Genomic DNA, 14,501 nt, shown 5'->3' on the forward strand with positions numbered 1-14,501 from the left:
GCCGCTAGGGGCCGCCAACGACGATGAGACCGAGATTGTTATCATTGGGTACGAGGTCAATGAGGTCCGTGGGCAGTTGGCTGCACGGGAACGACGTCGTTGGATCAGTGTTGGCAGCGTCGTCGCCGCAGGTTGCGATAGCCAGCACCAGATAGCGGGTGCCGGATGACGGTGGGTTGAACGTGAAATCAAATTCGACAGGCGGCGCACCGGGGGCAATGGTTTGGCCGGGGCTTGGTGACGGGGTGCACGGTGTCCACGGCGTTGACCCTGGTGAAGTATCATTCCATTTCGGCGGACTGCCACCGGGCCATGCGTGCCACCAAACGCTGACTTCAACATTCGTTGCCTGTTGACCGCCGCGGTTTCCGACCCTCACGGTAATATTGCCGCCCGACACGACGATCGCGCTTTGGTCGGCTTGCCACAAGGGCGGAGCACCTGAACCGGACTGGTTGGGATCCCAATCGAGCGAGACCGGATTGTAGCTGCCCGGCCCATACGCGATATCGCCGTAGGGCGAGGCTTCCGAAAGTGGCCGCCGGTCCAGAATGTAGACGTCTACCGGCGGTGGAAGGCCTGGCGCGTTGGTGATCGTTCCGGCAATGGCATACAGGCCCTGGACTTCGAACGCCCAGCGAATGACCTTGTGCACACAGCCGCCAACCCTGTGGAACGAGAACGATTTGGTGTTGCTGGCGGTGTACGGAGGTGGAGGAAAGGTCACCGTAATGTTGACGTCCCAGGGAATGGGGCTGATGTCGGCGTCGATCAGCGCGGAGACGAGCTGATCCGGCTCGTTGGCCAACACGGTGATCGATGTCGGCAGAATCTGAATCCCCCTCATGATGAGGTAGACGGAATAGAGCGAAGCCGACTCGCGGGCGGATTGGTCAGGCTGGTTTTGCGTTCCCACCGCCTTCGTGTCGCCGCCGATAGCGCGGTACAGCCGGAACAGCGACGACGAGAGGATCTGCTCGGTCCAGTAACCCTTGCGGCGGGGCGGCGTTGAATCGGGCACCTGGGACATCGCATAGTGCAACGAGCCGCCCCAGCTCCATCCATGCGACACGCATCGGTCGTGGCGACGCGGCGCAAACACCCACGGGAATGTCGCGCCGCGCCAATTGCCGTCTCCCGCCAATTGCGATTGCGGGTCCGAGACGATCGCTGCGAGCGCGTCTCCGGCGCTGTGGGCGAAGCGGAATTCCAGCTCACCGACCGAGCACATCAAAAGCACATGCCCGATCTCGTGCCAGATCCAGCGCGCGTCGGCCGCGATGCCAAGCGGCTCCGCTTGCGAGCGGTTGGTTCCGTCCCATGGCTTGCGCGCCCGGGTCGAAAGGTCGGCCAGCGCCAAATGCAGTTGCAGGATCGGACGCTGGTCGAACGGGGTCGGTCCGACGTAGTCGACCGGCCAGCCCTCCGGAAGAACACGCGCATTGACTGTCTGGCCGTCCTTGCCGGGGCCTGGCCTCACCCCGGAGCGATAAAAGACCTTGAGCGGCAGGCTGGCGATCCGAAAGTACGAAACCGCATCAATTCCATACGCATCGAGCCGCTGGAAGAATTGCCTGACATTGTTGTAGGCGCTGATTGCCGCGAAATCGTTCGATCGAACGAGAGGTATCGACGTGCCGGGCAGATCGACCGTCTTCGGATCTCCGGGGATAGGGGGAGGGGGAGGACCGTCGGCAAGAACAAATCCGGGGCAAACCACCACCCTTTCATCTTCGATGAATCCTGGTGGTAGTGGAAGGGTCGTCGGCGGGTAGATCAACGGATCCGCCTGATGCGCGGTGATTTCCTCATAGTCGCGATAGTGCTCGAGTGCTTCTTCGCTGCGTGTCGGACGCCGTTTGCGAAGATCAGTCGGCGGCTCCTGCGACGCAGGATCAAGCGGAAACACCCACGCGTGTCCAGGCGTCACCGCGTCGGCGACGAGCTCAACCTTGCTGACAAGAGCCCCAGCTTCTTTCGGCGTCCCGAAGAACACGAACGAATACGGCGTAGCCTTGGTTCGGCCGCCATCCGTCTCGGGCTTGCTCGCGGCTTGCCACTGGACACTCGGTGTTCCGTCCGGTGTTCCGTCGGATGCGGTGGCGATCCGGACGCCTCGAATGGAGACGGATTGATTTTTCAAGCCAAGCTGCTCGGACATCTCGGCCTTGACCCGAGAAAGCGAGGCCGTTCTGAAGATCGGCGCGAACTCGTTTTTCTTTACCAAATTGAACACTTTGACGGTGCTGTAAGGGCCGAACGGAAGTGACGCGGTCATCCCGGTGATGCGTATTTCGTATCCTCCGTTTGCCGGCCGCGCATGCGCAACCACGCGGATGCCGAACCCGGAGCCCAGGAAATGGCCGCGTGGTGGGCTGTCGGGGTCGGTATCGGGGGCGGGGTCGAGGTCGGGAATCCACTCGGAAGCCACCAGAATCACGGTCTGATCGACAAGAGCGCCTGCGTGCGACTTGGGCTCAACTCGGAACGACACGAACGGGTTGCCGGCATCGTCGCCGTCCGGATCCGCAGGAGGCCAGCCAAGTGGCAGCCACCGGATGAAGCCCGAACCGCGCTTGAAGAACTCCCTCGAGTCGGTTGTGAACACTGCCGGCAGATCGATTGGCGGATCGATATCGTCGTTGCTCGCTACCGCTTCGAGGTATTCATTTCCCACGCGCTGCATATTGGAATCATCAATTGCGGGGACGGTAACGAGAAACGGAGCCGTTGGATGACGCAGCAAGATAGAGGTCGGTGTGTTGTCCGCGTCGCCCCAGCGCTCGCTCCAGAGCGCATATTTGCTGGGATGCCACTCCGGTGAATCGCCCGGTCCGCGAGCAACTTCATCTGCCATCTGCCACCCCTCCTGCTTGAGGCGTCCGTCACCCTGTGACGGCGCTCAAATGGTGTGTGCACTTGCGCCTGGCGTCGTTGTCGATGAATTCTACTCCATGCCGGCATCTCACGATAGCCGTCCCAGCAGGTATGGCCTCGTCAGGTGGCGGACTGGTTCGTTGTTGGCCGCGGCCGGCATTGCGATCCTCCGGCGGAGGCAACCTCAAGAGAAATCCTGCGTCAGGGTCGTGGCGAACTGCTCCAGCGCCCAGTCGACCTCGTCGCTGGTGATCACCAGCGGCGGGGCGATGCGGATCGTGCGCTCATGGGTATCCTTGGCGAGGATGCCCTTGCCCTGGAGCACGCGGCACAGGACGGTGGTGTAGCTCCCACGCGCGCTGCCGTTACGGGCTTGCGATCTGTTGCAGCGTGTTGAAGCGAGCCTTCTGTTCGCTGCTCAGCGTGGCATAGAACTCGTCCAGGGCGGGTTCGACCAGCTTGGCGGCGGCCAGCATCGCCTCGAGCCGGTGCTGCATCGCCTCCAGCCGTCCCACCGGCGTCAGCGGCACATCATTCGGACAGGCGGCCTGCAGGTCTCCAACGCCCTTCGCCGTCGCTTCGCCGAGGCGATCGAGCGCTTCCTTCTGCTTGCCTGCGGGATGCAGCACAGTCTCGATCCTCTGGATCGGCAACTGGGTCAGGCTGGACTTCGGATCGCCGCAGCCCTCGGCGCTGGCTTCCTGCGGCTGCGGCGAGCGGTCGTCGACATTGGGGCCGAGCGCGTTGAAGCGGGCCTGTTGCTCGTCATTGAGCGAGTTGTAGAAACTCTCCAGTGCCGGTCGCACGATCTTGACGGCTTCCAGCGTCGCGCTGACGCGGTTCATCATCGCGCGCAAGCGGCCGGGCGGAGTCAGTGCATAAGTCTCGGCGCAGGAGTCCTTGAACACACCGGCAGCATTGGCCGCCGCGGTCTTCAGCTCGTCGAGCAGGGTACGTTGCTCTGGCGTCGGCCGCACTGCTAGCGTGATATCGGCAAGCGGCCAGGCGGTCACGCCCTTGTCCGGTGTGCTGCACAATTGCTGGAGCGTCTGCGGGCTCACGCTGGCACGTTGGCGCGTGCGGTAGCTGCCGCCGGCTTGCGGATAGTCATAGGAGTTGGTGCTGGCATAGGCCGCATAGGGGCTGTCACCACCCCAGAACACGGTGTCGACGAAATCGTCATAGGCGTACGCCCAATAGCCGGGCTCGTAAGCATAGGACCAGAACGTGTAGTTGAAGATGTCGGAGTAGGCGTAAGGCCAGAACACGGGCCCAAGCCAAGCCACGAAAGCCGCACGATGGCGGTGACGCCAGGCCTGCCGGGGAGACCAGCCGCTCTGGCGGGCGACGAGGGCCGCCTGGGTTTGCGAATTGGCCTGCTCGCGGAAGCGTGTCGCGAACCGCCCGCGCTCGGCAGCCTGCGCGGCGGCCGCGATGGTCGAGGCGCGCTCGGCCGGAGCCTGGAGTCCGAGCCGCTGCTGGCGAGCCAGGTCAAGTTGCTGGGCGCGCTGCTCGCGACCAAGCAAGCGGTTCTGCGTCTGGAGCATCCGTTGCTGCTCGCGTTGCGCCCGCGCGCCTTCCACCTTTTGCGACTGCAGTTGCTGCACGCGCTGCTGCAGGCGATCGATGCGGGTCTGGCGCTCCGTCGTCTGGCGGGACAGCATCTCGCGCTGCCGCTGCTGCACCATCTGCCGGCGCTGGTCGACGTGCTGCTCGCGCTGTTGGACACGCTGCTCCCGCTCAAGCAGGCGGCTCTGCGACTGCAGCAATCGCTGCTGCTGGTGTTGCGCCCTTGCGCCCTCTGGCTTTTGCGACTGCAATTGCTGTACGCGCTGCTGCAAGCGGTCGATGCGGCCTTGGCGTTCCGCGGATTGGCGCGAAAGCGTCTCGCGTGGCCGTTCCGGCCCCACGCTTGCGGTGGGCGGTGCGCTGGGGCGCGCGGGGGCGGCGATATGCGGCGTCGGCCGCGGGGCCATGGCCGGACGTTGCGGCGCTGCCGGCGCCCGATGAATTTCAGGCCGCGGTGCCGCAACGTGCGGGGCAGCCCGCGGTGGCGGCGCAGCGATATGGGGGGCCGGACGCGGCGGCGGTGAGGCCATGCGGGGCGCCGGATGTGGCGCCATGACCGGTCGCTGCGACATGGCAGGTGGATGGAATGCCGGCGCGGCGGGCCGCGCCATGGCTGGCGGCGCCGCCGGGCGGGCCATGGCAGGTGGTGCTGCAGGCCGCGCTGCCGGCGCTGGCCCTGGTGGTCCACCCCTTCCGTGTCCTGGCGGTCCCTGGGCGAACGTGCCGACGCTCGCTCCCAGCATCGAGACACCAACCAAAACAGCCGTCAGGCAAACGCCACGCGGAAGCATGATCCTAGCTCCCAGCTCGTAATCGCCCACGATTTTTCAACGCACGGGTCGCGCAATGGTTCGTTGTGGGCAGCGGGTGGCATTGCGATCTTCCGACGCAGGTAGCCTCAAGACAGGTCCTGCGTCAGGGTCGTGGCGAACTGCTCCAGCGCCCAGTCGACCTGGTCGCTGGTGATCACCAGCGGCGGAGCGATGCGGATCGTGTGCTCATGGGTATCCTTGGCGAGGATGCCCTTGCCCTGGAGCGCCTCGCAATAGCGGCGGGCGCGGCCGGCCTCGGGATGCAGTTCGACCGCCAGCATCAAGCCGCGCCCGCGCACTTCGCGGATGGTGTTGGCGCGGATGTCTTTCAAGCCTTCGAGAAAGCGCGCGCCCTGCCTCGCCGCGTTCTCGATCATGCCTTCCTCGACCAGCACGCGCATCGCCGCACGCGCCACCGCGCAGGCAAGCGGGTTGCCGCCAAAGGTTGAGCCATGCTGCCCGGGTCTCAATGTCCCGAGCACTTCGTTGTTCGAGAGCACGGCCGACACCGGATAGAAGCCGCCGGACAAGGCCTTGCCAAGCAGCGTCACGTCCGCCTCGATTCCCTCGTGCTGTTCGGCAAGCAGCTTGCCGGTGCGGCCAAGCCCGGTCTGGATCTCGTCGAGCACCAGCATCACGTTGTTGGCGGTGCAGAGCTCCCGCACCTTCGGGAAATAACCGGATGGAGGAATGATGACACCGGCTTCGCCCTGGATCGGCTCGACAAGGAAGGCGACGGTGTTCGGCGCGATCGCCTCTTCCAGCGCCGCAACGTCGCCGAACGGGATGATCTTGAAGCCCGGCGCGAACGGTCCGAAGTGCGTGCGTGTCTCAGGGTCGGTTGAAAAGCCGACGATGCCCAGCGTGCGTCCATGGAAATTGTTGGCGCAGACGATGATCTCGGCCTGGCCGTCCGGCACGCCCTTCACCTCATAGCCCCATTTGCGTACCGACTTGATCGCGCTTTCGACCGCCTCGGCGCCGCTGTTCATCGGCAGCACCTTGTGGGAGCCGGTCAGCGCCGCGATCTCTTCGTAGAACGGGGCGAGCTGGTCGTTGTGGAAGGCGCGCGAGGTGAGCGTCAGCCTGTGCGCCTGTTCCACCATCGCCGCCAGGATCTTGGGGTGGCAGTGGCCCTGGCTGACCGCCGAATAGGCGGAGAGGCAATCGAGATAACGGTTGCCATCGGTATCCCAGACCCAGACACCTTCGCCGCGCGACAGGACGACCCCGATCGGCTCGTAATTTTTGGTGCCCAGGCGTGCTTCTGTTGCGAGGAAATCAATGACCGAGGAGCTCATCTTCGCCACTCCCGTGCTGTGCGCGCCGGTGTCAGCCGACTGCATTGGCCGCGCTTGGATTGATCTGGGTATCAGTTTGTCTCCTTGGAAGCCTTCATGCGCCCGATCGCCCGATTTGCTCTGGATGTCAGATGGTTCTGCGGAACCAGAGGGCATCATTCGCCAATCCGCCCTCTACTGTGCATGGGGTTGTTTTCGACATTTTTGTTTTGAGGCCTCAGCCGATTGCGCAGGGCACGCTCAAAAAGCCGCGGAACCGCACCCGTCCGCCGCGCACCGGCTGGCCGCCGACGGCGTAGTTCGGGAAGCGCGCCAGGAAGCGCGAGATCGCGATGGCGCCTTCGAGCCGCGCCAGCGCCATGCCGGCGCATTGATGCGCGCCGGTGGCGAAGGCGAGATGCCGGTTCGGCGTGCGTGCGACGTCGAAGCTTTCAGGGTCCGGAAACTGCGCGGGATCGCGGTTGGCCGCACCGATGCACAGCGTCACCGACGTACCGGCCTCGAGCATGACGCCGCCGAGCTCGACGCGCTCGGTGGTCATGCGGTTGCCGAGCTGGTTGGAGCTCTCGTAGCGCAGCATCTCCTCGACGGCGGTCTTGATCATGTCGGGGTTGTCGATCAGCCGCTGCTTCTGGTCCGGGTTCCGGTGCAGCGCGACGAGGCCGTTGCCGATCAGGTTCGTCGTGGTCTCGTGGCCGGCATTGAGCAGGAAGATGCAGTTGTGCAGCAGCTCCTTCTCGGTCAGCCGTTCGCCATTCTCCTCACCCTGGATCAGGCGCGTCAGCACGTCGCGCTCGGGATTGCCCGGCTTCTCGCGCCGGCGCGCGACGAGCGTCGAGAGATAGGCGAGGAAGTCCGTCACCGCCTTGTTGCCGCGCGCAGCCACGTCGGGCGACACCACCGGCTCGAGCGCACCGAGGATCGCCAGTGACCAGTCGCGCAGCGGCTCACGCTCGTCATGGGGCACGTCGAGCAGATTGCCGATCACCTCGATGGGGATCGATGCGGCGAAGTCGTCGATGAGCTCGCAATGGCCCTTGGCGGCGATGGCGTCGAGCAGGCCGTCGACCAGCTTGACGATATCAGGCTCCATCCCCGCGATCGCGCGTGGCGACAGCGCACCCATGATCAGGCGGCGCACGCGGGTATGGGCCGGCGGGTCGTTGAAGACGAGGCTCGTGGTGTGGTGCTCGTAGAGCGGGGTATCGCCGTATTTCGGCGCGAACTCGCGCTTCTTGTCCGAGCTGAAGGACTTCGTGTTCTTGTAGGTCGTGACGAGATCGTCATAGCGGGTCAGGAACACGGTGCCGTTAGGCAGGCGCTTGACCGGCTCGTTCTCCCGCAGTGCACGATAAGTCGGGTAGGGATCGTCGTAGAATTCGCGTGTCAGCTTCTCCAGATCAAAATCGGCTGCCAGTTTTTTCGCATCTGCGTTCATGCCGCCATACTCGCCGGTTGAAACCGATATGCTGTTTTCGCTCTTTCGAGCGGCTTGGATCACCGTCTACAGTCGTGCCGTGATTTGCAAGCCGACCGGACAGGAAAATGCACGCCCGCGCTGACGCTGCCGACACGGCCCCGAATTGGCCCGACGATATTTTCGCGACATTGCAACGCTTCGACGTTCGGCAGGTGCCTTACGTGCCCGACGCCGGCCATTCGAAGCTGATCCAGCGCGTGCTGGGCTCCTCTACGATGCGCGGCATTCCGCTGACGACGGAGGAGGAGGGCGTGGCGCTTCTGGCCGGGGCCTGGACCGGCGGCCAGCGCGGCGTCTTGCTGATGCAATCGAGCGGTGTCGGCAATTGCATCAACATGCTGTCGCTGATCCCGATCCTGCGCTTTCCGTTCCTCACGCTCGTGACCATGCGCGGCGAGTGGGGCGAGTTCAATCCATGGCAGGTGCCGATGGGGTCGACCACGCAGGGCGTGTTCGAGCTCTCGGGCGTCCAGGTGCTGCGCGCGTCCAACGCGGCCGAGGTGCCGGCCGTGCTGGAGGCGGCCGCAGCCCAGGCCTACAACGCGCTCACGCCCACCGCCGTCCTGCTGTCGCAGCGCCTGATCGGCGCAAAGGTTTTCACCAAATGAGCAAGGCCAATCTCCTCGACCGCCGGCAGGTGGTGTCCACCCTGCTTGCGAACCGCAAGGACGTCGTCGCGATCGGCGGCCTCGGGGCCTCCACCAACGACATGTGCGCTGCCGGCGATCACGCCCGCAATTTCTACCTCTGGGGCGGCATGGGCGGGGCGGCGATGATCGGGCTTGGCCTGGCGCTGGCGCAGCCAAAGCTGCCGGTGCTGGTCATCACCGGCGACGGCGAGATGCTGATGGGCATGGGCAGTCTTGCTACCATCGGCCTGCAGAAGCCGTCCAACCTCTCGATCGTGGTGCTCGACAACGAGGCCTATGGCGAGACCGGTGGCCAGACCAGTCACACCTCGGCGGCGGCCGACCTCGTCGGTATCGCCAGGGCCTGCGGCATCGGGGACAGCCAGTCGATCTCGACCATGGCCGAGGTCGAGGCGTTTGCCAAAGCCGTCCACGACGTCTCGGCCGGCCCGCGCTTTGCCAATGTGAAGATCGATAGCGCCAATCTGGAGCGGATCCTGCCCACCCGGGACGGAACTTACATCGTCAACCGGATTCGCGGCGACCTCGGCTTCCAACCCATCTAGGTCAACGATTCCCTGTCGTCTCGCCCTGCTCGCGGACCGTGTAGCGGAGCCAATTTCCACTGAATTTACAACCCACTTAGGTTGCGATGCAGCATATTGCTTGACTTTTGCGTGGGTGAGTGCTTACTCACTAACATGAGCTCATTGCGTATGACGAGCGACCTGAGGCGTCAGTTGATCCTCGGTGCCGCGAAACGCTGCTTCGCCCGACACGGCTATACCGGCACCACGACCAAGAGCGTGGCGGCCGCCGCTGCCATTTCCGAGGCGCTGCTGTTCAAGCATTTCCCGTCCAAGGCGGCGCTGTACGCGGAGATCCTCAGCGACGAATGCGAAGCCGATCCGGCACTGACGGACCTGCTCGAGCGGGAGCCCTCGACGGCCACGCTGGTCGAGTTGATCCGCGGCATGGTCGAGCATTTCCTCGAGATCGCCGACGGTCCCGACCAGGAAGAGGCCCAGCGCCTGCGACTGATGGCCACGAGCCATTTGGACGATGGCGAATTCGCCCGTTTGCTATATGCCAAGATCGAGAAGCTGATCGGGGCGGTCTTCCTCGCCTCGCTCGAGCGTGCGGTGGCCGCCGGGGACGCGCGGCCATTCAGCGGCGATCCACTCAACCTGTTCTGGTTTGCGCATCACACGGTGATGACGGCTGCGCTGACCAGGCTGCCGGCCACGCCTTGCCTTGCTTACGGCAAGGCGAGCGACCTGGTGCGGCAGCTGTGTGAGTTTCTCCTGAGGGGTATCGGACTTAACGACGCCGCAATTGCTTCGCATTTGGGCCGCGATCAGGCCGCGGATGCGGGCAAGACGGCGATTGCAGAAAGTGCATGACATGAACATCGTAGCCGAACACAAGATTTCGGGCGAACCGATCGACAACAAGGCTCCCAAGCGTCCGGTCAGGCCGGTGCTGTGGTTCATCATCGTCGGCACGCTTCTGGGCGTGCTCGTCGGTGGGCTCGTCTGGTTCAATTACTTCCGTGGCCAGATGATCAAGCAGTTCTTCGCGAACAACAAGCCGCCGCCGACCTTGGTCAGCGCGGCCGAGGCGAAGTCCGAGGTGGTGCCGAACCTGCTCACCGCGGTCGGCGGGCTCTTCGCCGTGCATCAGGTCGACGTCAGCGCCGACGTCAATGGCCGCGTCACCGAGATCAAGTTCGAGCCGGGTACGCATGTCGAGGCGGGTACGCCGCTGGTGCAGCTGTTCGACATGCCGGAGCAGGGCGACCTCGCCAACTACAAGGCACAGTCAACCGTCGCGCAGCTTTCGCTCGATCGCGCCAAGCAACTGGCATCGCGCCAGTTCGGTCCGCAGGCGACCGTCGACACCGCGCAGGCCGCCTACGACCAGGCGCTGGCCGGCATCGCCAAGACCGAGGCGCTGATCTCGCAGAAGCTGGTGCGCGCGCCGTTCTCCGGCGATCTCGGCGTCCGCAAGGTCGAGGTCGGCCAGTATCTGACGGCCGGCACGGCGATCGTGTCGCTGACTGATCTGTCGGAGCTGTGGGCCAACTTCACGGTGACGGAAAAGGACTCGGGCAACCTCAAGGTTGGTCAGGTCGTCCGGCTGAAGGTCGACGCCTATCCGGGCCGCGTCTTCGAGGGCAAGATCACCACGATCGAGCCGCAGATTGCCACCGATACCCGCAACATCCGCGTACAGGCGACGGTCGCTAATCCGGAAAAGATCCTGAAGCCCGGTATGTTCGTGACCACGACGGTGGTGCTGCCGGACAAGCCGGCGGTGATCACCGTGCCCGAGACAGCGGTCGACTACACGCTGTACGGCGACTCCGTGTTCGTAATCACCGAGAAGAAGGAAGAGGACGGCAAGACCAGCCTGAGCGCGGTGCGCACCTTCGTGCAGACCGGCAACCGGATCGATGGTCGTGCCGAAATCGTCAAGGGCCTGAAGGCGGGCGATAAGGTCGTCGCCGTCGGCCAGCTCAAGCTGCAATCGGGCTCGGCGGTGTCGATTTCGACCGACCCGGCGCCGCCGATTCCGGCGCAACCGCCGCGATACTGACGCCGCACACGTCGCAGCATGATCCGGCACGGCCGGGTCATGCGCTTTGCAAGTCAACGAAATCGAGATCGCCGCGATGCGCTTTACTGATATTTTCATCAAACGACCGGTCCTGTCGGTCGTCGTCAGCCTGCTGATCCTTCTGATCGGCCTGCGCGCGGCGACGACGCTGCCGATCCGGCAATATCCAAAACTGTCGAACACGGTCATCAACATCACGACCGTCTATCCCGGCGCGTCCGCCGACCTGATTCAGGGCTTCATCACGACGCCGATCGAGCAGGCGGTCGCCTCCGCCGAGGGCGTCGATTACATGACCTCGTCCTCGGTGCTCGGCACCTCGACGATCCAAGTCTACATCAAACTGAATTTCGATCCGAACCAGGCGCTCACCGAGGTGCTCGCCAAGACGAATTCGGTCAAATATCTCATCCCGAAGGAATCGAACGATCCGATCGTCACGAAAACCACCGGCCAGACCACGGCCGTAATGTATCTCGGTTTTTCGTCTGACGAATTGTCGGGCTCGGCGATCTCGGACTACCTGACGCGTGTGGTGCAGCCGGTGCTGTCGACTGTTGATGGTGTCGCCTCCGCCGACATCCTCGGCGCCCAGAATTTTGCGATGAGGCTGTGGCTCGATCCGGTGAAGATGGCCGGCCGCAATGTGTCGCCGGCCGATGTCGCCGCGGCGATCGCCGCCAACAACTTCCAGTCCGCGGCAGGCCAGACCAAGGGCTATCTGATCGTCTCGAACATCGCGACGAACACGGGCCTGACCGACGTCAACCAGTTCAAGAAGATGATCGTCAAGGCCAAGGACGGCGGCTTCGTCCGGATGGAGGACATCGCGTCGGTCGAGCTGGCCGCGCAGACCACGGATGCGAGTGTGGCCTTCAACGGCGAGCACGCGATCTTCATCGGCGTGCAGGCGACCCCGCAAGGCAACCCGCTGACTCTGGTGAAGGGCGTGCGCGCGCTGTTCCCGGAGCTCGAGCGCAACCTGCCGCCGTCGATGAAGATGAAGGTCGCCTACGATTCGACCAAATTCATCCAATCCTCGATCGATGAGGTCGAGAAGACGCTGGGCGAAGCCATCATCATCGTCATCGTGGTGATCTTCCTGTTCCTGGCCTCGTTCCGCTCCGTCATCATTCCGGTTGTCACGATTCCGTTGTCGATGATCGGCGTCTGCACGCTGATGCTGATGCTGGGATTCAGCTTCAACCTGCTGACGCTGCTGGCCATGGTCCTCGCGATCGGACTTGTGGTCGACGACGCCATCGTGGTGGTGGAGAACATTCACCGCCATCTGGAGGAGGGCAAGACACCGGTGCAGGCGTCGCTGGAAGGCGCGCGCGAAATCGTCGGCCCCGTCATCTCGATGACGATCACGCTCGCCGCCGTGTATGCTCCGATCGGCTTCCTCGGCGGTCTCACCGGCTCGCTGTTCCGCGAATTCGCTTTCACCCTTGCGGGCTCGGTGATCGTGTCCGGCGTCATCGCGCTGACGCTGTCGCCGATGATGTGCTCGGTGCTGCTGAAGAATACGGAGGAGGGCCGGTTCGCAAAGCTGGTGAACGGGGTATTCGGCGCCATGACGCGCTGGTACGGCCGCAGGCTCGACCGCTCGCTCGACTACAAGGCGATCACCGGCCTGTTCGCGGTGACGATCCTCGGGCTGGTCGGCTTCCTGTACATGCATACGTCGAAGGAACTGGCGCCTGAGGAAGATCAGGGCATCGTGTTCGCGGTGACCAAGGCGCCGAAATACGCCAACATCGACTACGTCGATTTCTACGGTGACAAGCTCGACAAGGAATTCCAGAAATTCGCTGAAACTGACCTGCGTTTCGTGCTGAACGGCATTAACGGGCCGCAGGGCGGTATCGCCGGTATGCTGCTGAAGCCGTGGGACGAACGGAAGCGTTCTTCGATCGCGCTGAAGCCGCTGGTCCAGGCCGAGCTTTCCAAGATCGAGGGTGTTCAGGCCTTTGCGTTCAATCTGCCGCCGCTGCCGGGTGGGCCGGGCGGCCTGCCGGTGCAGATGGTGATCAACTCGACCGCGGGCTTCCAGGCTGTCTACGAGCAGATGGAGAAGCTGAAGGACGCTGCGCGCAAGAGCGGCATGTTCATCGTGTCCGACAGTGACCTCGCCTACAACCAGCCCACGGTCACGGTGAAGATCGATCGCACCAAGGCCCAGGACCTCGGCGTGAATATGCAGAACGTCGGCAGCGCGTTGGCAGTGCTGCTCGGCGGCAACTACATCAACCGCTTCAATCTGGAGGGTCGTTCCTACCAGGTGATCCCGCAGGTGCCGCGCGGCCAGAGGCTCTCGCCGGAATCGCTCGGCGGCTACTATGTGACGACCAACACCGGTCAGCAGCTTCCGTTGTCGACAGTGGTGTCGGTCGAAACCAGGACCGATCCGAATTCGCTGACCCACTATAATCAGCTGAACTCGGCGACGTTCTCGGCGGTGCCGATGCCCGGCGTGACTGTCGGTGCGGCGGTGGACTTCCTCGAAGGCGAGGCCAAGAAGCTGCCGCAGGGCTTCACCCACGACTATCTGGCGGATAGCCGGCAGTACGTGCAGGAAGGCAACCAACTTGCGATCACTTTCGGCTTTGCGCTGATCATCATCTTCCTGGTTCTGGCCGCGCAGTTCGAGAGCTTGCGCGACCCGCTGGTGATCATGATCTCGGTGCCGATGGCGATCGTCGGCGCTCTGATCCCGCTGTTCTTCGGCGTGGCGACCATGAACATCTACACCCAGGTCGGCCTGCTGACGCTGGTCGGGCTGATCACCAAGCACGGCATCCTGATGGTGGAGTTCGCCAACGAGCTCCAGATCAACGAACGGCTCGATCGTCGTTCGGCCATCGAAATGTCGGCCCGTATTCGTCTGCGGCCGATCCTGATGACCACGGCCGCGATGGTGACGGGCCTGATCCCGCTGCTGACCGCGACCGGCGCAGGCGCGGCCAGCCGTTTCTCGATCGGCCTCGTGGTCGTCGCCGGCATGTCGATCGGCACGCTGTTCACGCTGTTCGTGCTGCCGGCAGTCTATGTGGTGCTGGCGACCGACCATCGCGCGGCGGCCGATTCCGAGCGGAACAAGGAGGTCAGCGATCTCGACCTCAATTCCAAGGCGCTGCGCCCGACCTGAGGCGGCAACAATCGGACAAGAAGGGCGGCAGCGGCCAATCCGTTGCCGCCCTTTTTATTTGCC

At 63.8% G+C, this 14,501-nt stretch carries 10 protein-coding genes and 1 pseudogene; 6 read left to right on the top strand and 5 right to left on the bottom strand.

Annotation, left to right across the window (positions count from 1 at the left end; genetic code table 11):
- Positions 1–4: 4 nt before the first annotated feature.
- The 3 genes and pseudogenes from NLM15_RS13030 to NLM15_RS13040 all read right to left on the bottom strand — a co-directional run bounded on the left by NLM15_RS13030 (position 5) and on the right by NLM15_RS13040 (position 4,424).
- On the bottom strand, positions 5–2,857 hold the full coding sequence (locus NLM15_RS13030; protein ID WP_254117359.1) for a hypothetical protein: 2,853 nt from the start codon (positions 2,855–2,857) through the stop codon (positions 5–7).
- Between the two features lie 204 nt (positions 2,858–3,061).
- Positions 3,062–3,208 (bottom strand): annotated as a pseudogene (rocD, locus tag NLM15_RS13035) (ornithine--oxo-acid transaminase); the annotation flags it as partial.
- A 34-nt stretch (positions 3,209–3,242) separates the two neighbouring features.
- Entirely contained in the window at positions 3,243–4,424 is a 1,182-nt protein-coding gene (locus NLM15_RS13040; protein ID WP_254117361.1) for a Spy/CpxP family protein refolding chaperone, read from the bottom strand.
- A 3-nt stretch (positions 4,425–4,427) separates the two neighbouring features.
- On the opposite strand from NLM15_RS13040, the gene NLM15_RS13045 reads away from it, so the two are divergent.
- Positions 4,428–4,970: a hypothetical protein gene (locus NLM15_RS13045; RefSeq protein WP_254117363.1), complete on the top strand. Its 543-nt coding sequence runs from the start codon at positions 4,428–4,430 to the stop codon at positions 4,968–4,970.
- A 374-nt stretch (positions 4,971–5,344) separates the two neighbouring features.
- Here the strand turns inward: NLM15_RS13045 and rocD (NLM15_RS13050) are convergent, their stop codons facing one another.
- Together rocD (NLM15_RS13050) and NLM15_RS13055 are read right to left on the bottom strand one after the other, a co-directional pair.
- Positions 5,345–6,559 carry an ornithine--oxo-acid transaminase gene (gene rocD / locus NLM15_RS13050; protein WP_254117365.1) on the bottom strand — a complete coding sequence of 405 codons (1,215 nt, stop codon included), beginning with the start codon at positions 6,557–6,559 and terminating at the stop codon, positions 5,345–5,347.
- A gap of 217 nt (positions 6,560–6,776) precedes the next feature.
- On the bottom strand, positions 6,777–7,997 hold the full coding sequence (locus tag NLM15_RS13055; protein ID WP_254117367.1) for a cytochrome P450: 1,221 nt from the start codon (positions 7,995–7,997) through the stop codon (positions 6,777–6,779).
- A gap of 107 nt (positions 7,998–8,104) precedes the next feature.
- Here NLM15_RS13055 and NLM15_RS13060 point away from each other — a divergent pair, with 107 nt between their 5' ends.
- From NLM15_RS13060 to NLM15_RS13080, 5 genes are all read left to right on the top strand, one after another.
- Positions 8,105–8,647: a phosphonopyruvate decarboxylase gene (locus NLM15_RS13060; RefSeq protein WP_254117369.1), complete on the top strand. Its 543-nt coding sequence runs from the start codon at positions 8,105–8,107 to the stop codon at positions 8,645–8,647.
- A complete protein-coding gene (locus NLM15_RS13065; protein WP_254117370.1) occupies positions 8,644–9,234 on the top strand; it encodes a thiamine pyrophosphate-dependent enzyme in 591 nt (196 codons plus the stop codon). The genes NLM15_RS13060 and NLM15_RS13065 overlap by 4 nt, the downstream gene beginning before the upstream one ends.
- A gap of 135 nt (positions 9,235–9,369) precedes the next feature.
- Positions 9,370–10,071: a TetR/AcrR family transcriptional regulator gene (locus NLM15_RS13070; RefSeq protein ID WP_254124227.1), complete on the top strand. Its 702-nt coding sequence runs from the start codon at positions 9,370–9,372 to the stop codon at positions 10,069–10,071.
- 1 nt (position 10,072) lies between these two features.
- The gene (locus NLM15_RS13075) at positions 10,073–11,266 is read left to right on the top strand and encodes an efflux RND transporter periplasmic adaptor subunit (protein WP_254117371.1); all 1,194 of its coding nucleotides are present in this window, start codon (positions 10,073–10,075) and stop codon (positions 11,264–11,266) included.
- Between the two features lie 76 nt (positions 11,267–11,342).
- On the top strand, positions 11,343–14,438 hold the full coding sequence (locus NLM15_RS13080; RefSeq protein WP_254124228.1) for a MexW/MexI family multidrug efflux RND transporter permease subunit: 3,096 nt from the start codon (positions 11,343–11,345) through the stop codon (positions 14,436–14,438).
- Positions 14,439–14,501 lie beyond the last annotated feature (63 nt).

It is taken from the genome of Bradyrhizobium sp. CCGB20, assembly GCF_024199855.1.
Taxonomy (GTDB): domain Bacteria; phylum Pseudomonadota; class Alphaproteobacteria; order Rhizobiales; family Xanthobacteraceae; genus Bradyrhizobium.

Coding starts and splice junctions, on each gene's coding strand:
- NLM15_RS13030 (WP_254117359.1), bottom strand. CDS start 2,857: ATGGCAGATGAAGTTGCTCGCGGACCGGGCGATTCACCGGAGTGGCAT.
- NLM15_RS13040 (WP_254117361.1), bottom strand. CDS start 4,424: ATGCTCCAGACGCAGAACCGCTTGCTTGGTCGCGAGCAGCGCGCCCAG.
- rocD (WP_254117365.1), bottom strand. CDS start 6,559: ATGAGCTCCTCGGTCATTGATTTCCTCGCAACAGAAGCACGCCTGGGC.
- NLM15_RS13055 (WP_254117367.1), bottom strand. CDS start 7,997: ATGAACGCAGATGCGAAAAAACTGGCAGCCGATTTTGATCTGGAGAAG.
- NLM15_RS13060 (WP_254117369.1), top strand. CDS start 8,105: ATGCACGCCCGCGCTGACGCTGCCGACACGGCCCCGAATTGGCCCGAC.
- NLM15_RS13065 (WP_254117370.1), top strand. CDS start 8,644: ATGAGCAAGGCCAATCTCCTCGACCGCCGGCAGGTGGTGTCCACCCTG.
- NLM15_RS13070 (WP_254124227.1), top strand. CDS start 9,370: ATGAGCTCATTGCGTATGACGAGCGACCTGAGGCGTCAGTTGATCCTC.
- NLM15_RS13075 (WP_254117371.1), top strand. CDS start 10,073: ATGAACATCGTAGCCGAACACAAGATTTCGGGCGAACCGATCGACAAC.
- NLM15_RS13080 (WP_254124228.1), top strand. CDS start 11,343: ATGCGCTTTACTGATATTTTCATCAAACGACCGGTCCTGTCGGTCGTC.